The sequence below is a fragment of the Microbacterium sp. 71-23 genome (assembly GCF_001897265.1).
GTDB classification, from domain to species: Bacteria; Actinomycetota; Actinomycetes; order Actinomycetales; family Microbacteriaceae; genus Microbacterium; species Microbacterium ginsengisoli.
The window spans coordinates 24,779-48,412 of record NZ_MKSL01000008.1 but is presented as its reverse complement, the minus strand read 5'-3'; the positions used below and the strand labels follow the sequence as shown (position 1 = coordinate 48,412).

Here is a 23,634-nt window from a genome sequence, read left to right as displayed (position 1 = left end):
CCGCGGCATCCACCCCCTCGTCATGTCATCAGTGCGCTCGTCGCCGGCGCGTCATCAACAGCAGCACGGCGCCGCCGAGCAGCGCTGCCCCGGCGAGGACGAGCAGCCCCGAGAGGTCCGGAGCGCCGGTGCGCGGGAGCGTCGCGGCCGGGTCGGCGATGGTGATGCCCTGGGACAGCGTCACCGCGGTGCCGTCGGCCGAGGTTCCCGTCACGATCACCGTGTGCGACCCCGTCACGCCCGAGGGGAGCGCGGTCGTGAGCGTCGCGACACCGGTGGACGAGACCGTGACGGTACCGAGCACGATGGGGTTCGAGTGCAGCACGAACGTCGCATCGGTTCCGGGCAGCAGCCCGGACGCGGTGAAGGTCTGGTCGCTGCCCGTCGTCACCGGGCCCGAGGGGACGGTGAGCGCCGACGCCGGTGCGGTGGTGACGACGATCGACACCACCACGGGGACCGCGTGGCTGTAGGCCGCGTCACCCGCTTGGATCAGCCCGACCACACAGGTGCCCGGAGTGAGGAGGCTGATGGTGAGTCCGCTGACGGAGCACGCTCCGGGGTCGCCGGCGTCGCCCAGCTCTGCCGTGACCGGGAGACCCGAGGTGGCGGTGGCCGCGAGGGTCACGGTCGTCCCGGTGTACCCCGACTCCGGTGCGCCGACGACCGAGATCGTCTGCGAGCCGTGCGGCGTGAGCCGCCCGCGGTAGAACACGGACGCTCCGTTGCCCGCCGACGTCACCGGAACGACGGCGACGGTGTAGGCCGTGCCGTTGACGAGGCCCGTGATCGTGCACGGCGACCCTGCGCAGCTGATCGTGACGGGTGCCGTGCCGCCGCGAGCGGTCACCGAGTACGACAGGATCGGCGCGCCACCGGTGTTCACCGGAGGAGCGAACGCGATGCTCACGGTCGTGTCGCCGGACCAGCCCTCGCTCAACCGCACGGCGTCGGAGGCGACGGCCGTGATCGAGAACGTCTGATCCACCTCGGGAGCAGGCGCCGTCGCGTCATCGCCGTCCTGGTGCGCGGCGATGGTGCAGTCGCCCGCGCTCACGGGAGTCAGTCCGCCCGCACGGGTCACCGTGCACACGTCCGGGGTGAGTGTCGTGAACGTCACCGGAAGGTCCGAGGTGGCTCGAGCCATGAGATTGGCCGTCATCGTGAAGGGAAGGCTCCCCGGGTTCGCGAACTCGATCGTCTGCGTGGCGAGCGGAGTCACGGTTCCTTCGTATTGCGCCGCGGGGCCGGTGTTCAGCTCGTTCTGGGCGGCGACCGAGACCTCGTAGGCAGATCCGTTCACGAGCCCGCTGACGGTGCACGGGGACGCATCGCATTCCTGGGAGCGCTGGCCCGCGGAGACGAGGTATCCGACGATCGGGCTGCGGCCGGTCTCGGTCGGCGGAGTGAACGACACCGTGACGGACCCCGACGCCGTGGTCACCGAGGTGATGGTCGGGGCGCCCGGCGTGCCCGGGTCGACCTGGAAGCTGCGCTCGACCGTCGTCGCCGGAAGGAACGCGTCGTTACCGGCCTGGTCCGCGTCGATCGTGCACGTGCCGTTCGCGTGGAACGTCGTGACGCCCGAGGGGGTGACGGTGCAGACGGCGTCCGTGGTGCTGGAGAAGCTCACCGGCAGATCGGAGTCCGACGTGGCCACCGCCGTGAACGGGGTGCCGTAGGTCTGGGTCTCCGGCTGCGCGAAAGTGATCGACTGCTCAGCCGCCGGGGTGACCGACGACGAGGCGCTCGAGGCGGGACTCGTGCCTGCGAGGTTCGAGGCAGTGACGGTGAACGTGTACGGTGTGCCGTTGGTCAGCCCGCTCACCGTGCAGGGGGAGCTGGAGCATCCGACACTCGTCAATCCTCCGGGCGAGGACGTCACTGTGTACGCCGTGATCGGAAGCCCGCCCGTGTTCGCGGGCGCGTGGAAGGAGACAGTCGCGGACGCGTCGCCGGCTGTCGCGCTGACGTTCGTCGGGGCCACAGGCGCCGACGGCACCTGGGCGACTGCGACGTCGTCGACGCGCACGTAGGTCGATGCCCCCGAGGCGGACAGCACAATGCGCGGCGTGCCGCTGGCGGCGGTCGTGAAGTTGACCATGCTGAAGCTCCACCCGGAAGCGTAGGTGTCCTCGCTCGTCTTCTTGACCGCGTACTGCGTGCCTCCGACGACCCCGTCGACGTAGGCGTCGAAGGTGCCGGAACTGTCCGGGATGGACTCCGGAGTCACAACACCGCCGTACCACCAGACGCCGAACTGGTAGGTGCTCGACGGCTGCAGGTGGGGCAGCGACTGCGTGACCGTGTCGGGGTCGTTCCCGCCCGCCGGTTGGAAGACGAGCACCCCGCTGCCCGAATGCGGGAGCTCGGTCGTCGGGCCGAGCGTGAGCGCCGACTCCGATCCGTCGCCGAAGGTGACTCCCCATCCCGGCACGATCTCGTCGCCGACGGGCGCCTGTTCGAAACCGCAGTTGTCGACGAGATTGGGCGGCAACGCCGTGCAATCCCGATAGGGCGCCGCGTTCTGCGCCAGTGCGGGCGCGGCCACGATGGGCGCCGCCGCGATCAGAGAGCCCAGCAGCGCGCCGAGCGCGACGACCGAGCCCATGACACTCTTGCGAGTCATGAGTTCCACCCCTTTGTGCGGCCCCCGCCGCGTTCTCTCGCGACCCCCGTCGCGAACGGACAAGCTGATGCCCAACAATCGCCCCACGCGATCGCCGCTGATCATAGGGGCTTGCGCTATCAGTTCGTTCACAGGTTTCGCAGGCCCGATTCCGCACCATCTCATCGATGGCTCATCGGCGCTCGCCATCCCACGTTCGGCGCGGCAGGATCGAAGATGTGCGCACCGATGAGGGTGCCCCGCAGACGGGAGGACCCATGGCCGAGTACGAGACGATCCTGGTCGAGCGCCGAGGGCGCGTCGGGTGGATCACCCTGAACCGCCCGCACGCGCTCAACGCGCTGAACGCCCAGCTCGCGAGCGAGCTGGGGGCGGCGGCATCCGATTTCGACGCCGATGACCAGATCGGATGCATCGTCATCACCGGCTCCGAGCGGGCCTTCGCCGCCGGCGCCGACATCAAGGAGATGGCCGACAAGACGCCGCTGGAGATGGAGCAGGGGAACCCCTTCGCGGGACTCGAGCGCCTCTCGCAGCTGCGCACGCCGCTCGTCGCGGCGGTCGCGGGCTTCGCCCTCGGCGGCGGGTGCGAGCTCGCGATGACGTGCGACATCATCCTCGCGGCCGACACCGCCCGCTTCGGGCAGCCTGAGATCAACCTGGGCGTGATTCCGGGGCTCGGCGGCACGCAGCGGCTGCCGCGCGCGGTCGGCGCGTACAAGGCGGCCGATCTCGTGCTCACGGCGCGCACGATCGACGCGGTCGAGGCGGAACGTGCGGGCCTCGCCTCCCGGGTCGTTCCCGCCGCCGAGCTGCTCGAGGTGGCTCAGACGGTCGCCGACGAGATCGCGGCGAAGTCGCTGCCGGTCGTCTACGCGGCGAAGGAGGCGCTGCGCGTCGCGCGCGAGTCGACCTTGACCGAGGGACTGCGGTTCGAGCGCCGGGTGTTCGTCTCGCTGTTCGGGCTTGAGGACCAGAAGGAGGGCATGACCGCCTTCCGTGAGAAGCGTGCGCCCGAGTTCCATCATCGGTGAGACTCAGTGTCATCGTTCGCCGTGATTCCGTTAGACTCTGCGATGGCGTAAGGAGTGCCCCGTGAAGATCGTCGTGCTGGTCAAAGAAGTCCCCGACACCTACGGTGACCGCAAGCTGTCTCTCGAGACCGGGCTCGCGGATCGCGCCGCGAGCGATGCGGTCATCGACGAGATCGGTGAGCGTGCCCTCGAGGTCGCGCTGAGCTACGCCGACAAGAACCCGGGCACCGAGGTCGTCGTGCTCTCGGTCACCCCCGAGTCGGCCACCGCGTCGGTGCGCAAGGCCCTCGCGATGGGGGCGGCGTCGGCCGTGCAGGTCGTCGATGAGGCCCTGCTCGGCGCAGACCTCGGTCTCACCGCCGAGGTGCTCGCCGCCGCCGTGCGCAAGGCGGGCTTCGACCTCGTCATCGCCGGAAACCAGTCGACCGACGGCTCGGGCGGTGTCATCGCCTCGATGCTCGGCGAGCTGCTCGACGTGCCGGCGGCCACCAGCCTCAGCACGGTCGAGATCGGCGACGGCGTCGTCACCGGCGAGCGGGCGATCGACGGCGCGACCACCACGGTCTCGGCGACCCTGCCCGCCGTCATCTCCATCACCGAGCGCCTGCCCGACGCCCGTTTCCCGAACTTCAAGGGCATCATGGCGGCCAAGAAGAAGCCGTACGAGACCTGGAGCCTCGCGGACCTCGACGTCGACGCGACGGATGCCGCGGCATCCCGATCGATCGTCATCGCGATCTCGGAGAAGCCGGCCCGCGCGGCCGGGACCAGGATCGTCGACGAGGGCGACGCCGGCACCAAGCTCGCCGAATACCTGATCTCGAACCGACTGGCCTGAGGAAGACGACGATGACCGACTTCGCGCCCGACACCATCCTCGTGCTGCTCGACGTGACCCCGTCGGGGGAGCTCGCCAGCTCGTCCGCCGGACTCCTCGGCGCCGCCGCCCAGGTGGGCACCCCCGTCGCGCTCGTCGTGCACGAGAACGCCGAACTGGCAGCGGATGCCGCGGCTCTCGGGGCGACCGCCGTGCTCATCGTGCCGACCACCCCCGACACCGTCGGGGTGCAGGTGACCGACGCGCTCGCCGCCGCCGCGGCGCTCGTGCAGCCCGACGCCGTGCTCGTGTCCCACTCCCTCGACGGCCGCGACGCCGCCGCCCGCTTCGCCGCCCGCACCCGCTCGGCGCTCGCCGTCGACGCGGTCGGCGTCTCGCGCGACGCCGAGGGCGTCGTCGCCCACCACTCCGTCTACGGCGGCGCATACAACGTCGACTCGGCCGCCACGTTCGGCGCGCCGGTCATCACGGTGCGTCAGGGGGCGATCGACGCGCGCGCCGAGGCGCAGACCGTCCAGAGCGTCGCCCTCGAGGTCGCCGCATCGGGTAGGGCCGCGGCATCCGTCACCGCCGTCGAGCCGGCGCAGGCCACGTCGAGCCGGCCCGAGCTGCGCGGCGCCGCCAAGGTCGTCTCGGGCGGCCGGGGCATCGGATCGGGCGAGAACTTCGCGCTCGTCGACCAGCTCGCCGATGTGCTGGGCGCCGCGGTCGGCGCCTCCCGCGCGGCCGTCGACGCCGGCTACGTGCCCCAGTCGTACCAGGTCGGCCAGACCGGGGTGTCGGTCTCGCCGCAGCTGTACATCGCGCTCGGCATCTCCGGGGCGATCCAGCACAAGGCCGGTATGCAGACCGCCAAGACGATCGTCGCGATCAATAAGGACGGCGACGCCCCGATCTTCGACATCGCCGATTTCGGTATCGTCGGCGACGTGTTCACGGTCGTGCCCCAGCTGATCAGCGCCCTCGAGGCGCGGAAGGCCTGAGCGTGGCGACCTACGCGCGCACGGTGCGCCGCGGGCTGCCGCGCACGCCCGGTGGCGACCCCTGGCCGCCCGCGGGCGAGGCCCCGATCGACGCGGCCGTCGCGGTGACGGATGCCGCGGCCCCCTCGGTCGCGGCGGTCGCGGGTGTCGCGGCCCCGACCGCGGAGGCGCGAGCCGTAACTCCGGAGAATTCGCCGTCTGCTGGGCTGCCGACCGCCTCCGACCCGATTTCTCCGGAGATCGAGCACGGTGCCCCGGCTGCCGCCGTCCCCGCCGCCGGTGCTGCCCCCGCGGCGTCGGCTGCCGCATCGGCGCCCGCCGCGGCCGGCCCGGCTCGCGCCCTGCGCCGCGGCCTGCCGCGCACGCCGGGCGGGGAGCCGTGGCCTCCTGCGGGCGCGGCCCCGATCGCCGCGGCGACGACCGATGCCGCCGAGGTCCCTGTCGCGGCACCGCCTTCGGTCGGTGACGTGACGGTTCCCGCGCCGGTGGCCGCCGTCGCGCCGACCGGTTACACCGCCGCATCCCCGAGCACCGCCACCACCCGCGCCGCCGCTGCGAGCGACGTGCCTCTGCGCCGCGGACTCCCGCGCGTCGCCGGCGGAGACCCGTGGCCGCCCGCGGGCTTCGCCCCGGGTGCACCGGTCGCCGCGGCATCCGACCCGACCGCAACTCCGGAGATTGAGGCTGTGGCGTCGTCCGCAGGCCCCGCGGCGGTCGATTCTCCGGAGATCGCGCACACCGCGGCCCTCGCCCCCGCAGCCCTCGCCCCGGAAGCCCCCACCGCCCCCGACTCGATCGCCGCGCGCGTCGCCGCCGGTCCGCTGCCCTTCACCCCCACGGTGTTCCCGGGGCGCTACGCGTTCGAGCGTCCCGCGCCGAAGCCGGAGCCGCGTCGCATCGGTCCGTTCACCGCCGGTCAGTGGGTCGGCGCGGCGATCGTCACGGTCGTGGGTCTGCTGTTCGCGGGCGCGATGGTCGTGTTCGCGGTGCGCTGGCTGCTGAGCCTCGACGCACTGCGCGACTGGGTCGCCACCTACCCCGGCGAATACCACCTGCCGGTGGGCGCACCGGTCGGCTTCCCCGCGTGGGTCGGCTGGCAGCACTTCTTCAACGTGTTCCTGATGGTGCTGATCATCCGCTCGGGGCTGCAGGTACGGCACCAGAAGAAGCCGCCGGCGTTCTGGAGCCCGCGCTGGAACCCGAAGCGGAAGATCAGCATCGCGCTGTGGCTGCACCAGTCGCTGGACATCCTGTGGCTCGTCAACGGACTCGTGTTCGTCGTGCTCCTGTTCGTCACCGGTCAGTGGCTGCGCATCGTGCCGACCAGCTGGGAGGTGTTCCCGAACGCCGTCACCGCGGTGCTCAAGTACATCTCGCTCGACTGGCCGACCGAGGACGGCTGGGTCAACTACAACTCGATCCAGCAGCTGACCTACTTCGCGACCGTGTTCCTCGCCGCGCCCCTCGCGGCGATCACGGGCGTGCGCATGAGCGGCATCTGGCCGAAGAACGCGACGCGACTGAACAAGATCTACCCGGTCGAGTGGGCCCGCAAGGTGCACTTCCCCGTGATGATCTACTTCGTGCTGTTCATCGTCGTGCACGTGACGCTGGTGTTCGCGACCGGGGCGCTGCGCAACCTGAACCACATGTACGCGGGCAGCGACGAGGTCAACTGGGTCGGCTTCTCGATCTTCGCGGTCTCGATGCTCGTGATCGTCGGTGCGTGGGTCGCGGCGCGGCCCCTCGTGCTGGCGCCGATCGCGAAGCTGTTCGGGTCGGTCAGCTCGCGCTGAGCGCGCTCAGGAAATGACGGATGCCGCGCCCGCGGCATATCCGTCGGCGTAGGCCTCGTCCGCTCCCAGCCGGAAGAAGTCCCGCTCCGGCGGCCGGACGATCGACCGCGCTCCCGGACGGTCGAGCGCACCGACGAGATCCGCGCGCCCGCGCACGACCGCGACGGGAAGCCGCGTGGCCTTGCCCTTGACGAGGTCGGCGGCGCCGCACAGCTCGTCGGCCACGCACGGCTGCGTCACGACGAGCGGGCGGCCCTCGGCGTCGACGCCGCCGCGGAGATCCTCGAACACCTGCACGCCACCGGCGCCGATCGCATGGTCCGTCTGCCCCTCGCGCCAGGCGCGCCCGAGCGTGTCGGAGACGAGCACCCCCACCTCGACCCCGAGCGCGGCCCGCAGCCCCGCGGCGAGGCGGCGGGCCGAGGCATCCGGATCAACCGGCAGCAGCAGCACCGTGCCCTCGGGGGTGTTCGACGCGTCGACGCCGGCCGCGGCTGAGACGATGCCCAGCCGATTCTCGACGATGCGCGTCGTGTGGCCGCTGGGGGCGGTGCGGCTGGCGACGAGGCGCACCGTCTCCGCGGTGATGGCGTCCTCGCGGTCGTCGGCGAGGACGAACCGTCCCTCGGCCTTCGACACGATCTTCGACGTCACGACGAGGATGTCCCCATCGCGCAGCTGATCGGATGCCGCCGCCCCGATGAGCGCGACGAGGTCGTCGCCCGCACCGATCTCGGGAAGCCCGGGCAGCGCCCAGATCTGCAGCACGTCGGGTCAGCGCACGAAGCGCACCTCGGTGAGCGTCTCACCGAGGAAGGGCTCCGTGTGGGTGTCACCGTCGAGGTGGAACCCGTTGCGCTCGTAGAAGCGGTGCGCGCGGGGGTTGTCGGAGGCCACCCAGAGGTAGAGCGGCTCGCCCTCGTCGACGGCGGCGTCGAACAGCTGCTGGCCGATGCCGGTTCCCTGCCATGCGCTCAGCAGGTAGATGAAATAGAGCTCGCGCTCACGAGGGGCGTCGCGGTCGCGTGCCGGGCCGGAGCCGACGAAGCCCACGATCTCGCCGTCGACGAGGGCCGCGCTCATGCGGAACTCGGGCCCCTGCGCGGCCCAGTGGGTCCACAGTTCGGCAAGGCGGCGGGGGGAGACCTTCTCGAGAGCGGCTTTGCTGATGAGGTGGTCGTACGTCTCGTGCCAGCAGGTGGCGTGCACGCGTCCCAGGGCTTCGGCATCGACGTCGCGCACGGGGCGGACGATCAGATCGATCTGCAGATCGGCGTTCATGGCCAGACTCTAACCGGCCGCGGCGGGGCCGCGAAATCGGCTGTGCATGCCGCACGAACCTGTAGGCATCCGACAACGGAATGCGTGCTGACATCCACGATCAGTACGATCCACGGTCGTGAACGTGATCTGGCGCACCCTGCTCGTGCTGTTCGTCGCTCGGCGTCGTCTGCGTCGTGACGGCGTCATCGCCGACGCCTCGTTCGTGGGCCGTGTGCGGCTCACGACCCTCCCCACCGACCTCGACCTCGTGGGGCACATGAACAACGGACGGTACCTGTCGTTGTTCGACCTCGGCCGCTTCGACCTCATCATGCGCTCGGGTCTGTGGGATCTCATGCGCGCTCGCGGCTGGTACCCGGTCGTGGCGAGCTCGACGATCACCCACCGTAAGTCGCTGCACCTGTGGCAGCGCTTCGACATCGAGTCGAAGGTGATCTCCGCCGACGACAAGGCGATCTATCTCGAGCACCGCGCGGTGGTGCGCGGCGAGATCTACGCCCGACTGTTCGTGCGCTCCCGCTTCGTGCGACGAGCCGGCGGGGTGCTGCCCACCTCCGAGGTGTTCGAGGCCATGGGCATCGACCCGGCGACCGTGCCCGCCCCCGAGGCGTGGCTCAGCGAGTGGGCGCTCGACGTGGCGCTGCCGCCGACGAAGGCCCCCGCACCGAGCGTCTGGGGCTGATCAGGCGGATGCCCCGCCCCGCCCGCCGCCCGCGACCGCGGAGGTGCGCGCGGTGAGGGCGTCGGCGAGCGCATCGACGACGGCGCCCACGCGCCGACGCGTCCCCGAGGCCGCGCGGGTGGCGACGAACACCTCGCGCGTCGGTGCGTCGGGAAGGGTGATCGTGCGTACGGGAGGCCGCGCCCCGGCCCAGACGAGGTCGGGCAGCATGGCGACCGCACGGCCCGCGGCGACGAGTCCCACATGGGCGGTGAGGTCGGGCAGGGCGTAGCGCACGTCCGGTTCGAAGCCCGCCGCCCGACACTGCTGCACCGCCCACTGCCGCGCGGCGGTGCCCTCCGGCTCCAGCACCCACGGCCGGTCGGCGAGGTCGCGCAGTCCCCGTGCCCGGTCGCCGCGCGGGACGGCGAGACGGATCGGGTCGCGACCGAGGATGCGACGGGTCAGCCCGTCGCGGTGGGCGCGGGTGTGACCGGGGTACTGCTCGGCCACGACGAGGTCGAAGCGTCGGGCGGACAGCTCGAACAAGCCCTCCTCGGGCGGCACGGCGGCCGCCTCGAGGCGCAGGTCGGGCTCGCGCGCAGCGAGGAGCGCGAGGGCGTCGGGCAGCAGGGCGAGGGCCGCCGTCTGCATGAGTGCCACCCGCACGGGCGCCGCGCCCGGACGCAGCGCCTCCAGTTCGCCGCGCACGCGTTCGTCTTCGTCGAGGGCTCGTTCGGCGTACGCCGCGAGCAGCTCGCCGTGCTCGGTGAGGCGGAGGCGCCGGCCGTCGGCGACGAACAGGGGCACCGCGGCATCCTTCTCAAGCTGGTCGAGCTGCTGCGAGATCGTCGACGGGCTGTACGACAGCGCATCTGCCACGGCGGCGAGGGTGCCGCGCAACGCGAACTCGTGCAGCATGCGCAGGCGCCGGAGTTCGAACATGGCATCCATTCGATAGGACCGATGTGTATTGATCATAAACAGTCGCTTTTCTCGAAGGATGCGTGCCGCCACCCTGGGATCACGGGTCACGAGTGGCAGGGTGGAAGGGACGGAAGCGTGGTGCGGCAGATGACGGATGCGGTCGGGACGGAACTGAGCGGGCAGGCGGTCGAGCTCGCGCACCGGTGGGTGCGGGAAGCGGCGGCGGCCGACGTCGATCCGGCGGCGGAACGCCTCGCCGGAGTGCTGCGGGACCCGAACGGACTGCCCTTCACGATCGGCTTCGTCGACGGCGTCATGCGTCCCGAGAGCCTGGCGGCCGCGGCATCCCATCTGTCGCGAATCGCCCCCCTGGTGCCCGACTTCCTGCCCTGGTACCTCCGCAGCGCGGTGCGCACGGGCGGCGCCCTCGCCCCCGTGGCGCCCGCTGCCGTCGTGCCGATCGCGCGGCGCGTGCTGCGCGACATGGTCGGCCACCTCATCGTCGACGCGCGCGCCGAGAAGCTCGGCCCCGCCCTCGCGGCCCTCCGCGCCGACGGCGCCCGCCTCAACCTCAACCTGCTCGGTGAGGCCGTGCTCGGCGAGCACGAGGCGCTGCGGCGACTCGAGGGCATCCACGAGCTGATCCGCCGCCCCGACGTCGACTATGTGTCGGTGAAGGTCTCCGCGATCGCCAGCCACATCTCGATGTGGGCATTCGACGAGACCGTCGACCTCGTCGTCGAACGCCTCCTGCCCCTCTACGTCAGCGCCGCCACCGACGGCACGTTCATCAACCTCGACATGGAGGAGTACCGCGACCTCGACCTCACGATCGCGGTGTTCACCCGCATCCTCGAGGATCCACGTCTTGCCGGACTCGAGGCGGGCATCGTGCTGCAGGCCTACCTGCCCGACGCGCTGCCCGCGCTGCAGCAGCTGACCGCGTGGGCGGGAGAGCGGGTCGCCGCGGGTGGCGCGCGCATCAAGGTGCGGCTCGTGAAGGGCGCGAACCTGGCCATGGAGAAGGTCGACGCCGTGCTGCACGGTTGGCCGCAGGCGCCCTACGAGACGAAGCTCGACACCGACGCGAACTACCTGCGCTGCCTCGACTGGGCGCTCACCCCCGCACACGCCGACGCGGTGCGCCTCGGTGTCGCCGGGCACAACCTCTTCGACGTCGCCTACGCATGGCTGCTCGCCGGCGAACGCGGCGTGCGCGACGCGATCGAGATCGAGATGCTGCTCGGCATGGCGCAGGGCCAGGTGCAGGCGGTCACCCGCGAGGTCGGTCATGTGCTGCTGTACGTGCCGGTCGTGCGCCCCGACGAGTTCGACGTCGCCATCAGCTACCTCGTGCGCCGCCTCGAAGAGAACGCGTCGAGCGAGAACTTCCTCTCCGCCGCGTTCGAGCTCGCCGACGACGAGAGCCTCTGGGTGCGCGAGCGCGACAGGTTCCTCGCCGCGCTCGAGAGGTCGTCGGATGCCTCGCTGCGCACCGGTGCCGCGCGCACCCAGCAGCGCGGCGACGCGCCCGCATCCGGTGACCCGTCGATCCTTCGCGAACCCGCTCCGCCGCTCGGCTCCGCCGGTCTCACCCAGGCGGTGCTGGGCATCGCCCACGACGGCGCCGAGGACGTGCGCGGCTTCGGCGGAGCCGACCTGGTCGAGACCGCGGTGTTCTCGCTCAAGGAGAGCGGCGAGCATGCGGTCGGCGCCCCCGGGTTCCGTAACGCGGCCGACACCGACCCCGCGCTGCCGCAGAACCGCGACTGGGCGCGGCAGATCTTCGCGCGCATCGGCGTCTCGCACGTCGGCGACGTGACCCTGCGCGCCGCGCGGATCGACGACCGCGCACGCCTCGAGGATGCGATCGCCCGCGCCCGGAAGGCGGGCATCGCCTGGGGTTCGGTGCCCGCCGCCGACCGCGCGGTCGTACTGCAGCAGGCCGCGCGCGCCCTCGAGGCCCGTCGCGCCGAGCTCATCGAAGTCGCCGCGGACGAGACCGGGAAGGTGTTCGCCGAGGCCGACGTGGAGGTCAGCGAGGCGGTCGACTTCGCGAACTACTACGCCGCCACCGCCCGTGAGCTCGACGCCGTGCCCGGTGCGGTGTTCGAGCCGGTCGGTCTCACCGTCGTCGCCCCGCCGTGGAACTTCCCGCTCGCGATCCCGGCGGGCGGCGTGCTCGCCGCGCTCGCCGCCGGGTCCGGCGTCATCTTCAAGCCCGCCCCTCAGGCGCGGCGCTGTGCTGCCGTCATCGTCGAGGCGCTGGCGACCATCGGCCTCCCCGACGGCCTCGTCACCCTCGTCGACATCGACGAGGGTGAGCTGGGCGAGGCCCTCATCACCCACCCCGCGGTGGACCGCGTCATCCTCACCGGCTCGTGGGAGACCGCGGCGCTGTTCCGCTCGTGGCGTCCCGACCTTCCCCTTCTCGCGGAGACGAGCGGCAAGAACGCGATGATCGTCACCGCGACGGCGGACCTCGACCTGGCGGCATCCGATCTGGTCAAGAGCGCCTTCGGGCACGCCGGTCAGAAGTGCTCGGCGGCGTCGCTCGCGATCCTCGTCGGGTCGGTGGGCCGGTCGGAGCGCTTCGCCCGGCAGATCGTCGATGCCGCCCGCTCGCTGCGCGTCGGCACCCCCGCCGACCCCCGCACCGAGATCGGCCCCGTCGTCGAGATGCCGCAGGGCAAGCTGAAGTGGGCGCTCACCGAGCTCGAGCCGGGACAGCGCTGGCTGCTCGAGCCGCTGGAGCTCGACGCCGTGCCCGAGCTGGCCGGGCGGCTGTGGTCGCCGGGCATCCGCACCGGTGTGGCGCCGGGGTCGCGGTTCCATCGCGAGGAGTTCTTCGGCCCCGTGCTCGGCATCATGCACGCCGCGACCCTCGGCGAGGCGATCGCCCTGCAGAACGCCGTCGACTACGGGCTGACCGCGGGCCTGTACACGCAGAGTCCCGAGGAGCTCGGCATCTGGCTCGACCACGTGCAGGCCGGCAACCTCTACGTGAACCGCGGCACGACGGGTGCGATCGTGCAGCGTCAGCCGTTCGGCGGCTGGAAGCGCTCGTCGGTCGGCGCGGGCGCCAAAGCCGGCGGCCCGAACCACCTCGTCGGCCTCGGCGGCTGGCGGGCATCGACCGGCACCGCGTCGGGCACCCTGCACCTGCGCGGGCTCGACTCGCGCATCACCGCGCTCATCGAGGCGTCCCAGCCGTCGCTCGACTACCCGCGCTTCGACTGGCTGCGCCGTGCCGCTCTGTCGGACGCGATCGAGTGGGATCGGGAGTTCGGCCAGGTTCGGGATGTCTCGCACCTCGGCATCGAGCGAAACCTGCTGCGCTACCGGCCGGTCGAGGTCGGCCTTCGCGCCACCGCGGGCGCCGAACTGCAGCAGGTGCTCCGCGTCTCGATCGCCGCGATCCGGGCCGCGGGTGCGACCGTGCTGTCGGTCGCGGCCGGCCTCCCGCCCGCCGTGCGACGGGGACTCGTGGAGGCGGGCATCACCGTGTTCGTCGAGAGCGACGACGAGTGGACGGCGCGCATCGTGGGCGGGCCGGAGGCCGCGGCATCCCGGCCACCGAGGGTGCGCCTGATCGGTCCCCGTGCTGAGACCGCGGTGCTGCACACCGCACTCGCGCGGGCCGTCGGCGGCGACCCCGATCTCGCGATCTACGCCGCAGACGTGACGACCGCGGGGCGGCTCGAGCTGCTGCCGTTCCTGCACGAGCAGGCCATCGCGATCACCGCGCACCGCTTCGGCAACCCCGACGACTGGTCGCAGACGGTGATCTGACCGCGGTGCCGGTCGGCCGAGCGGCGCTCGGGTTGTGCGACCGCGCGCGCAAGGTCGGAACTTTTCGGGGACACGCCGGTGGGGGCGCTGCCGGGCGGCGTGCCGGGCAGGAGTTCCGACCTTGCGCGAGGCGTACGGCTATCGGAGGCGGCGGCTCTCATCTGCGTGCGATGGCAGGCGGTGGCGGGCGGCGATGGCTCGCTGCCGTCGTCGCCTGCGGCCCGACGCGCGCTGCCCGAAACGCCGGTGGGGGCGGATGCCGCGGCATCCGCCCCCACCGGCGTCAGGGTCAGTCCTGGTGCGTCTCGCGGTACTCGCGGCGCGTCATGCCGGGCTCCACGTCCTCCTCGGCGTCGCCGGCCGGCTCCTCGTCGCGGGCCGTCGGGCCGACGAGCGCGCCCGCCTCGGCGGCGGCGAGGGCCGCTTCGGCCTCGAGGGAGGCGGCATCCTTCTCGGCATGCCGCTGCTCGTCGTGGGCCTCCTGCAGCGCCGACTTCTGGCGCAGCGGCGGCGTGCGGAAGAACAGCGTCAGCACGAACGCGATGAGCACCACGAACATGGCGACCCAGTAGACGAGCACGGTCGACTGGTTGAACGCGGTCAGCAGCGGCTTCGACAGACGCGGGTCGGCGCCGTTGAGGAACGCGGTGTCGTCCATCGTCGAGTTGTCGAACGACGATCCCGACGACGAGCTGGCGTTGTCGATGATCGTCGGCACGATCGTGTCGACGAACGACTGGCGGGCGGTGGCGTCCGAGAAGTCGAGCGTCACGGTGCCGTCGGAGGCCACCTTCGCGACCGGCAGCTCCTGCTGGATCTGTGCGGCGGCGGAGGTGATCGCCTGCGCCTGGGCGGCGGCGGTCGCCTGCGCCTGCGCGGAGGCGGGGATGGCGCCGGCGGCGACCTGCTGCGCGACGACGGACGCCGCTGCGGCCTTGGCCTGGTTCACGCCGTCCTGCGCCTGGGTCAGCGCGCCGTCGGTCACCTTCGAGACGATCGGGTCGTAGACCTTCGTCATGATGCCCTGGTTCTCGGGAGCCTGCGCGACCGTCGGGTCGAGCGCGGCGTCGAGCGCGGCGGTCAGCGTCGCCTTGTCGGTGAAGTTGGTCTGCAGGTTCGCCGGCATGACCGTGAACAGCAGCGACAGCAGCACGGCGGTGCCGAGGGTTCCACCGATCTGGCGGAAGAACGTCGACGCCGACGTCGCCACACCCATGTCGCGCAGTCCGACCGAGTTCTGCGACGCGATCGTGAGCGTCTGCATCAGCTGGCCGAGGCCGAGGCCGATCAGCAGCATGGATCCCGCGATCTGCCAGTACGACGTGTCGTACTTCATGAGCGTCAGCGTGAAGAAGCCCGCCGCCATGAAGAACGTGCCGATCGTCGGGAAGATGCGGTAGCGACCGGTGCGGGAGATGATCTGGCCGCTCGCGATCGAGGAGATCATGAGGCCGAGGATCATCGGCAGCAGCTGGAAACCGCTCTCGGTCGGCGAGGAGCCGAGCACGAGCTGCAGATAGAGCGGCAGGGTCAGCATCGCGCCGAACATGCCGAAGCCGACGAAGACGCCGATCACGGTCGCCATCGAGAAGGTCGACGAGCGGAAGAGCTTCAGCGGGATGAGCGCGTCATCCTTCATGATGCTCTCCACGATGATGAAGGCGATGATGCCGAGGCCGCCGACCACGTAGCAAGCGATCGAGATGGGCGAGCTCCAACCCCAGTCGCGACCCTGCTCGGCCACGAGCAGCAGCGGCACGAGCGCGATGATGACGGTGGCCGCACCGAACCAGTCGATGCGCACCGAATGCCGCGGCTGGCGGGGGATGTGCAGGAAGCGCATCACGATCGCGAGGGCGATGATGCCGATCGGCACGTTGATGAGGAACACCCAGCGCCATCCGGCGATGAACAGGATCTCGGATGCCCCGGCGAACAGTCCGCCCACGAGCGGGCCGATGACCGACGAGATGCCGAAGACGGCGAGGAAGTAGCCCTGGTACTTCGCGCGCTCACGGGGCGCGAGGATGTCGCCCATGATCGCGAGCGGCATCGACATGAGGCCACCGGCGCCGAGTCCCTGGATCGCGCGGAATGCAGCCAGCTCGATCATCGACGACGAGAAGCTCGCCGCGACGGATCCGATGATGAAGACCACGATCGCGAAGATGAACAGCGGCCGGCGGCCGAAGATGTCGGACAGCTTGCCGTAGATGGGCGTTGCGATCGTCGACAGGATCAGGTAGGCGGTGGTCACCCACGCCTGCTGGCTGAGCCCGTTCAGGTCGTCGCCGATCGTGCGGATCGCGGTTCCCACGATCGTCTGGTCGAGAGCGGACAGGAACATTCCGGCCATGAGCCCGAAGATCACGAAGAGGATCTGCCGGTGGGTCATCACCGGGTTGCTCTTGGTGACCAGGCTCTTCACAGCGACGTCAGTCATGTTTCCTCAGGGGAGAGAAGGGAAGTGGGGTGCAACGGCCGAAGAGATCGGGCGGGCGCGTCAGTGGCGCCCGATTCGTTGTGTCAGGTCAACGATAATACGCGTAACATCCGCACCTCCACGACCGGCATAGCGAACTCACGGGGAACGACGCAAGGACTGGATGCCGCGGCATCCGCTCTTCTCGCACCGATACTGCGCCACCGCCCGGCTCCGTGAGACAATGCGGGTGGCGTGCCCGGAACGTCGGCTTCTTGCTCCGCCGGGCCTCTGGACAGCGTCCGCCGCCCCCTCACAAGGAGCACAATGACGCACCCGACCGGTTCCACCCGCATCGCCCAGCACCGCACCTACCTGATGTGCAAGCCCACCCATTTCACGGTGAGCTACCGCATCAACCCGTGGATGGAGCCCGCCAACCCCACCGACACGCAGCTCGCCGTCGACCAGTGGCAGGCGCTCTACGACACCTACCTCGACCTCGGTCACGAGGTGCAGCTCATCGACCCGGTCGAGGGACTGCCCGACATGGTCTACACCGCCAACGGCGGCTTCGTGATCGACGGTGTCGCCTACGGCCCGAAGTTCCGCTTCGCCGAGCGCGCCGGCGAGGAGCAGCCGTTCATGACCTGGTTCCGCGAGAACGGCCTCACTGTCGTCGAGCCGCGCGAGACGAACGAGGGCGAGGGCGACTTCCTGCTGGCGGGAGACATCATCCTCGCCGGCACCGGCTTCCGCTCCACCGGTGACAGCCACCGCGAGGTCGCCGAGGTGTTCGACCGCGAGGTCGTCTCGCTGACCCTCACCGACCCGCGGTTCTACCACCTCGACACGGCGATCTCGGTGCTCGACCCGGTGCAGGGTCCCGGCGGCGTCGAGCGCGCGAACATCGCCTACCTGCCCACCGCGTTCGACGCGGCATCCCGTGCGACCCTGCAGCGCCTCTTCCCCGAGGCGATCGAGGTGTCGGATGCCGACGGCGCGGTCTTCGGCCTGAACTCCGCCTCCGACGGTCGCAACGTGTTCATCTCTCCGCGGGCGACCGGCTTCGAGGCGCAGCTGCGCGAGCGCGGCTACAACCCGGTGCTCGTCGACCTGTCCGAGCTGCTGCTCGGCGGCGGCGGCATCAAGTGCTGCACGCTCGAGATCCGGAGGAGCGCATGAGCGACCTCACGACCGACGCGCTGACCGCGGGCTACATCGCCCACGAGGACGAGCACCTCGCCCACAACTACCACCCGCTGCCGGTGGTCGTCGCCCGTGCTGAGGGCTCCTGGGTGACGGATGTCGAGGGCCGCCGCTACCTCGACCTGCTCTCCGCCTACTCGGCCGTCAACTTCGGACACCTGCACCCGGCGATCACCGCCGCCCTCACCGAGCAGCTCTCACGGGTCGCTCTCACGAGCCGGGCGTTCCACAACGACCAGCTCGGCGCGTTCGCCGCGGCCCTCGCCGAGCTGTGCGGCAAGGATCTCGTGCTGCCGATGAACACGGGCGCCGAGGCCGTCGAGACGGGCATCAAGGTCGCCCGCGCCTGGGCGTACCGGGTGAAGGGCGTGCCGGCGGGCGCGGCCGAGATCATCGTCGCGCACGACAACTTCCACGGCCGCACGACCACGATCGTCGGGTTCTCCACCGACGAGTCGGCCCGGGATGGCTTCGGGCCGTTCACCCCCGGCTTCGTGGGCGTGCCGTACGGCGACGCGGCGGCGATCGATGCGGCGATCGGCGAGAACACCGCCGCCGTGCTGATCGAGCCGATCCAGGGCGAGGCGGGGGTCATCCTCCCGCCCGAGGGCTACCTGCGGGCGGTGCGGGAGATCTGCACCCGCCGGGGCGTGCTGTTCATCGCTGACGAGATCCAGTCGGGCCTCGGCCGGGTCGGCACCACCTTCGCCTGCGATCGCGAGGACGTGGTGCCCGACGTGTACCTGCTCGGCAAGGCGCTGGGAGGGGGCATCCTGCCCGTCTCCGCCGTCGTCGCCGACCGTGACGTGCTCGGGGTCATCCGCCCCGGTGAGCACGGCTCGACCTTCGGCGGCAACCCGCTCGCGGCGGCGGTGGGCCTGCGGGTCGTCGAGATGCTGGCGTCGGGAGAGTTCCAGCAGCGCGCGCTCGCACTCGGCGAGCACCTGCGCGCCCGGCTCGACGACCTCATCGGGCACGGCGTCGTCGCGGTCCGCAGCGCCGGGCTCTGGGCCGGCATCGACATCGATCCCGTCGTCGGCACCGGACGCGAGATCGCCGAGCGCCTGCTCGCGCGCGGCGTGCTCGTGAAGGACACGCACGGCCAGACCATCCGCATCGCGCCACCGCTCGTCGTGCGCGCGACCGAGCTCGACTGGGCCATCGAACAGCTGAAGGTCGTGCTCGCGGGCTGAGCCCTCGCCGCTGTGCGGGCGGCGGCCGTGCGGTCCGGGCGCCCCTCGCCCGGGCGCCGCGGTCATGCGCTCCGCCGGCCGCAGCGTGGCATCGGCACCGTGCCCGACCACCGCCGCGCTGCACCCGCGCCTTGCCGACGCGCCGCGGCATCCGGTATACGGAAGACGGACGAGAGGATCGCACCATGACCGTCGATGCGAGTGCGGGCGCCCGCCCCGAGGTCTCCGCCGCCGAGGCGGCCGCCGTCGCCCGCGAGCTGTGGGGGCTCGACGGCGAGGTGCGCGAGCTCGGCAGCCAGCAGGATCGCAACTATCGGGTGGATGCCGCATCCGGCCGTGTCGTCGTGAAGATCGCGCATGCGGCGACCGACCGCCGCGACCTCGAGGCCCAGCACGAGGCGCTCCGGCTGCTGCGCCGGGCGGGGCTGCGGGTGGCGTCCGCGGTGGCGGCGCGGGACGGCGAGCACATCGTGCCCGTCGGCTTCGCCGGAGGACCTCACCTCGTGCGCGTGCTCGAGTACGTCGACGGCGAACCGCTCATCGAGACGGCCGGCTACGGCGAGGCCGAGGCCGCTCTCGTCGGCGACACCGCCGGGCGCGTCGCCGCGGCGCTTGCGGCGCTCGACGTCGAGCCGGCGGCGCACGCGTCGCAGTGGGACATCCGCGAGGGTGCCCGGGTCGTCGACGACCTGATCGACGCGGTCACCGACCCCGGCCGCCGGGCGCTGGTGCGCGCGGCGACCGACAGCGCCGCCGCCCGCGTCGCGGCGCTCGCCGACCTGCTGCCCCCGCAGCCCATCCACGCCGACGTCACCGACGACAACCTCGTGCGGGACTCCGACGGCCGGGTCGGGGTCATCGACTTCGGCGACCTCATGGTCACGTGGCGCGTGGCCGAGCTCGTCGCGGCATCCGCCTGCGCCTACATGCGCGACGATCCCGACGCGCTGTTCCTCGCGACCGTGCGCGGGTTCGCCGCCCATGTCGCCCTCACAGACGCCGAACTCGACGCGCTCTGGCCGCTCGTCGTGCTGCGCTGCGCCGTGCTCGTGGTCAGCGGCGAGCACCAGGTCGCCCTCGACGGCGACAACGACTACGCCGACGAGCGCCGCGGCGCAGAGTGGCGCGCGTTCGCCGCGGCGGCGGCGCGCGACGCGGGCGAGATGGCGTACCTCGTCCGCGCGGTCGCGCGCGGGCTCGACGATCCCCGAGCGGATGCCAGGGCCACCCTGCTGCCCGCGGGGATCGCCGCGGCATCCGTCGATCTCTCCGTCACGAGCGACGCGCTGGCAGCGGGGGACTGGCTCGAACCGGGAATCGAGGAGCGCGTGCTGCGCGCCGCCGGTGGGCTCGCGCACACGCGCTGGGGCGAGTTCCGGCTGACGCGCACGCGGCTGCTCGCCCCCCGCGGTAGGGCGGCGACCCGGGCGCTGGGTGTCGACCTCGTGGCTCCCGAGGGCTGCACGCTCGCCGCCCCGTTCGCGGGACGTGTCGTCGCGACCCGCACCGGGCTGGCGCTGCACGGCGACGACGCCACCCTCTGGGTGGACGGGGTCGCACCGTTCGTCCTCGGCGAGGTCGCGCCGGGTGCCCGGCTCGGCGACGCATCCCGGGGGGACGTCGTGCACGTGCAGCTCGGGCCCGCCGACGATCGCCGTCCGCCCGCGTGCGTCACCCCGCGGCTCGCGGACCTCTGGCGCCGCATCAGCCCCGACCCGTCGCGCGTGCTCGGGGTGGCGGCATCCGCGCCGGTCATCGCGCCCGCCGACACTCTCGCCCGCCGCGACGCTCACGTCGCCGCAGCGCAGGAGCACTACTACTCGCGCCCGCCGCAGATCGAACGCGGCTGGCGCGAGCACCTCATCGACACCGAGGCGCAGACCTACGTCGACGTCGTCAACAACGTCACGATCGCGGGCCACGCCCACCCCGGCATCGTCGATGCCGCCGCGCGGCAGTGGACGCTGCTGAACACGAACTCGCGCTTCCACTACGCGGCGATCGCCGAGCTGTCCGAGCGTCTCGCCGCCCTCGCGCCCGCCGGGCTCGACCGGGTGTTCCTCGTCAACAGCGGCAGCGAAGCGGTCGATCTCGCGCTGCGGCTCGCGTTCACCGCCACCGGGCGCGGACGCATCCTTGCGGCGCGAGAGGCGTACCACGGGTGGACGATCGGCTCCGACGCCGTCTCGACCTCGATCGGCGACAACCCGCGCGCCCTCGAGACGCGACCCGACTGGGTCGAACTGCTCGACGCCCCCAACCCGGTGCGCGGCACGCATCGCGGGCGAGGATCGGCGGCCGCCTATCTCGCCGACGTCGACGCCCGCCTCGACGCGCTCGGCGCCGACGGACGCGCACAGCTCGCCGGGGTCGTCATCGAGCCGATCTTCGGCAACGGTGGCGGCGTGCTGCTGCCCGACGGCTACCTCGCGGGCCTCTACGAACGGGTGCGGGCGCTCGGCGGGGTGTGCATCTCCGACGAGGTGCAGGTGGGCTACGGGCGGCTCGGCGCGCACTTCTGGGGTTTCGAGCAGCAGGGCGCCGTGCCCGACGTGATCGCGGTGGCGAAGGCCATGGGCAACGGCCAGCCGCTCGGGGCTGTCATCACGACCGCCGCGATCGCCGAGGCGTTCGAGCAGGAGGGCAGCTTCTTCTCCTCCGCCGGCGGCAGTCCGGTGAGTGCGCGGGTCGGCGTCGCCGTGCTCGATGCGCTCCGCGACGACGACCTGCAGGGCAACGCGCAGCGGGTCGGCGCGCTGTTCGGTGACGCGCTGCGGGCCCTGGGGACGCGGCATCCGTCGATCGGTGCGGTGCACGGCATGGGCCTCTACCTCGGGGTCGAACTCGTCGTCGACGCCGACCTGACTCCCGCCCCCGAGCTCGCGCGGCGCGTGTGCGACCTGCTGCTCGACGACGGATGCATCGTGCAGCCCACCGGCGACCACAAGAACGTGCTGAAGATCAAGCCGCCGCTGTGCATCACGGCCGAGTCGGTCGCGTGGGTGGTCGCCGCGCTCGACCGCGCCCTCGCCGCCGCGTAGCGCGCGTCGCCCTCGCTCGCCGCCGCCGCGTAGCGCGCGCCCGCCCTCTCGCCGCCGCCCCGCCCCCGCCCTCACTCCCGCCCTCACTTCCGCCGAATCAACACTTCGCCGCCGAGTCACCCCGTTCCCGACGTCGGCGGGGCGTGGATTCGGCGGCGGGGCGTGGATTCGGCGAAGGGGGAGGGGGAGAGGGGGGAGAGGAAAGGGGGAGGGGGAAGGGGGGGAAGGGCGAGACGGGCGCGCTACGCCACCTGCACCTGGATCGTGTGCCAGCCGGTCGCGCCGTCGGGCGCGGGGGGCGCCTCGGTGACGGTCTGCACTTCACCGGTCGCGCTCGTCGCGCGGCAGCGCACCGTGTGAGAGCCGGATGCCGCGGCCCACGGCACGCTCCACTGCACCCACGTGTCGGCGCTGATCGCCGAGGCGAGGGTCGCGGGGGTCCACGGTCCGTCGTCGACCTGCACCTCGACCCCCTTCACGCCGACGTGCTGCTGCCAGGCCACCCCCGCGATGACGGTCTCGCCCGCCGTCACCTGCGCGCCCGCGCGGGGCACGTCGATGCGGGACTCGAGCTTCACCGGGCCGTGGTCCGACCATCCCCGGTCGGTCCAGTAGGCGGTGGCGTCGGCGAACCGTGTGACCTCGAGGTCGGTGACCCACTTGGTCGCCGACACGTAGCCATAGAGGCCGGGCACCACCATCCGCACCGGGAACCCGTGCTCGATCGGCAACGGTTCGCCGTTCATCGCGACGGCGAGGATCGCCTCGCGGTTCGGGTCGGTGAGCGTCTCGAGCGGGGTCGAGGCGGTGAAGCCGTCGACCGACATCGACAGCACCATGTCGGCGCTCGACTGGGGCTTCGCGCGGGCGAGCAGCTCGCGGATCGGATATCCGAGCCACACGGCGTTGCCGATGAGGTCGCCGCCTACCTCGTTCGAGACGCAGGTGAGGGTCGCGACGCTCTCGGCGAGCGGGAGCGCGAGCAGCTCGTCCCAGGTGATGACGACCTCCTGGTCGACGAGTCCGTGGATGCGCAGCTGCCACGTCGACGGATCGACCTGCGGCACGACGAGCGCCGTGTCGATGCGGTAGAAGTCGGCGTTCGGCGTGATGACGGGGGACAGGCCCGACAGTCCGAGCTCGGCGCCCGCGGGGACGGCCACGGTCGAGACAGGTGTGGGGAGCGTGATCGCCCGCCGCACGGCGGTGACCGCGCGGCTGCCGGCCTGAACGGCCACGCTTCCGAGCAGGGCGGCGAGGCCGACGACGGCGGTCGCGCCGCTCCAGACGAGGAAGTCGCGACGCGTCGGCAGCGGGCCCTCGAGCGGGGGGATGCCGCGGGGGATCCGCGCGACCAGCAGCCGCAGGGCGATCACGCCCACGGCCCCGGCGACGGCCGACGGCAGGAAGGAGAGGGTCGCGGCATCCGCTCTCGTCATGGCGGCCGCGATGCCGGCGAGTCCGGCGAGACCGAACAGCGCCTGCCCGACCCCGCGCCAGCGCAGCTCGAGCACCCCGGCGGCGGCCGCGACGATCGCGGCGACGATGCCGACGAGCGTGAGCAGTGCCGCCTTGTCGCCGGTGCCGAACAACGAGATCGTGGCGTCCTTCGCCCACGGCGGCGCGATGTCGATGAGGAACGACCCGACGGCGGCGAACGGGCTCGCACCGGGCGCCGCGAGTCCCGCGACGAGCTCGCCGACACCGGATGCCGCCACTCCCGCGACGACCCCCGCGAGCGCCGCCCGTGCGGCCTCGCCGCGTCGTGCCGCGTGGGGGGATTCGCTCACGCGCCGAGCCTACGACCGCCGCCACGGTGCACGGC

The 23,634-nt window shown here is 71.9% G+C and carries 15 protein-coding genes; 9 read left to right on the top strand and 6 right to left on the bottom strand.

Annotated features, from left to right (window positions below):
• Positions 1-28 precede the first annotated feature (28 nt).
• Entirely contained in the window at positions 29-2,629 is a 2,601-nt protein-coding gene (locus tag BGO15_RS00290) for a fibronectin type III domain-containing protein (RefSeq protein WP_162237864.1), read from the bottom strand.
• A gap of 257 nt (positions 2,630-2,886) precedes the next feature.
• Here BGO15_RS00290 and BGO15_RS00285 point away from each other — a divergent pair, with 257 nt between their 5' ends.
• The 4 genes from BGO15_RS00285 to BGO15_RS00270 all read left to right on the top strand — a co-directional run bounded on the left by BGO15_RS00285 (position 2,887) and on the right by BGO15_RS00270 (position 7,280).
• Positions 2,887-3,663, top strand: coding sequence for an enoyl-CoA hydratase-related protein (locus BGO15_RS00285; RefSeq protein ID WP_056209868.1), 777 nt, complete (start codon positions 2,887-2,889; stop codon positions 3,661-3,663).
• A 61-nt stretch (positions 3,664-3,724) separates the two neighbouring features.
• Positions 3,725-4,501 carry an electron transfer flavoprotein subunit beta/FixA family protein gene (locus tag BGO15_RS00280; protein WP_056519752.1) on the top strand — a complete coding sequence of 259 codons (777 nt, stop codon included), beginning with the start codon at positions 3,725-3,727 and terminating at the stop codon, positions 4,499-4,501.
• An 11-nt stretch (positions 4,502-4,512) separates the two neighbouring features.
• Positions 4,513-5,484: an electron transfer flavoprotein subunit alpha/FixB family protein gene (locus BGO15_RS00275; protein ID WP_056519750.1), complete on the top strand. Its 972-nt coding sequence runs from the start codon at positions 4,513-4,515 to the stop codon at positions 5,482-5,484.
• A gap of 2 nt (positions 5,485-5,486) precedes the next feature.
• On the top strand, positions 5,487-7,280 hold the full coding sequence (locus BGO15_RS00270) for a cytochrome b/b6 domain-containing protein (RefSeq protein ID WP_056209816.1): 1,794 nt from the start codon (positions 5,487-5,489) through the stop codon (positions 7,278-7,280).
• Positions 7,281-7,286: 6 nt separating this feature from the next.
• On the opposite strand, the gene cofE is transcribed toward BGO15_RS00270, so the two are convergent.
• On the bottom strand, positions 7,287-8,048 hold the full coding sequence (gene cofE / locus BGO15_RS00265; protein WP_056209819.1) for a coenzyme F420-0:L-glutamate ligase: 762 nt from the start codon (positions 8,046-8,048) through the stop codon (positions 7,287-7,289).
• Positions 8,049-8,054: 6 nt separating this feature from the next.
• A complete protein-coding gene (locus BGO15_RS00260) occupies positions 8,055-8,561 on the bottom strand; it encodes a GNAT family N-acetyltransferase (protein ID WP_056209822.1) in 507 nt (168 codons plus the stop codon).
• 118 nt (positions 8,562-8,679) lie between these two features.
• Here BGO15_RS00260 and BGO15_RS00255 point away from each other — a divergent pair, with 118 nt between their 5' ends.
• Positions 8,680-9,246, top strand: a complete 567-nt coding sequence (locus BGO15_RS00255) for an acyl-CoA thioesterase (protein ID WP_045246038.1) — start codon at positions 8,680-8,682, stop codon at positions 9,244-9,246.
• Here the strand turns inward: BGO15_RS00255 and BGO15_RS00250 are convergent, their stop codons facing one another.
• Entirely contained in the window at positions 9,247-10,170 is a 924-nt protein-coding gene (locus BGO15_RS00250) for a LysR family transcriptional regulator (RefSeq protein ID WP_056519747.1), read from the bottom strand.
• A gap of 129 nt (positions 10,171-10,299) precedes the next feature.
• Here BGO15_RS00250 and BGO15_RS00245 point away from each other — a divergent pair, with 129 nt between their 5' ends.
• Positions 10,300-13,944 (top strand): proline dehydrogenase family protein, encoded by a 3,645-nt coding sequence (locus BGO15_RS00245; RefSeq protein WP_056519832.1) that lies wholly within the window; start codon positions 10,300-10,302, stop codon positions 13,942-13,944.
• A gap of 289 nt (positions 13,945-14,233) precedes the next feature.
• Here the strand turns inward: BGO15_RS00245 and BGO15_RS00240 are convergent, their stop codons facing one another.
• A complete protein-coding gene (locus BGO15_RS00240) occupies positions 14,234-16,339 on the bottom strand; it encodes an MDR family MFS transporter (protein ID WP_082483231.1) in 2,106 nt (701 codons plus the stop codon).
• Between the two features lie 354 nt (positions 16,340-16,693).
• On the opposite strand from BGO15_RS00240, the gene ddaH reads away from it, so the two are divergent.
• The 3 genes from ddaH to BGO15_RS00225 all read left to right on the top strand — a co-directional run bounded on the left by ddaH (position 16,694) and on the right by BGO15_RS00225 (position 21,809).
• Positions 16,694-17,551 carry a dimethylargininase gene (gene ddaH / locus BGO15_RS00235; protein ID WP_056209824.1) on the top strand — a complete coding sequence of 286 codons (858 nt, stop codon included), beginning with the start codon at positions 16,694-16,696 and terminating at the stop codon, positions 17,549-17,551.
• Positions 17,548-18,768 carry an ornithine--oxo-acid transaminase gene (gene rocD / locus BGO15_RS00230; RefSeq protein WP_045246035.1) on the top strand — a complete coding sequence of 407 codons (1,221 nt, stop codon included), beginning with the start codon at positions 17,548-17,550 and terminating at the stop codon, positions 18,766-18,768. Before ddaH ends, rocD begins: the two co-directional genes overlap by 4 nt.
• A gap of 185 nt (positions 18,769-18,953) precedes the next feature.
• Positions 18,954-21,809, top strand: a complete 2,856-nt coding sequence (locus BGO15_RS00225; protein ID WP_056209828.1) for an aminotransferase — start codon at positions 18,954-18,956, stop codon at positions 21,807-21,809.
• Positions 21,810-22,051: 242 nt separating this feature from the next.
• On the opposite strand, the gene BGO15_RS00220 is transcribed toward BGO15_RS00225, so the two are convergent.
• The gene (locus BGO15_RS00220) at positions 22,052-23,599 is read right to left on the bottom strand and encodes a molybdopterin-dependent oxidoreductase (RefSeq protein WP_056209831.1); all 1,548 of its coding nucleotides are present in this window, start codon (positions 23,597-23,599) and stop codon (positions 22,052-22,054) included.
• Positions 23,600-23,634 lie beyond the last annotated feature (35 nt).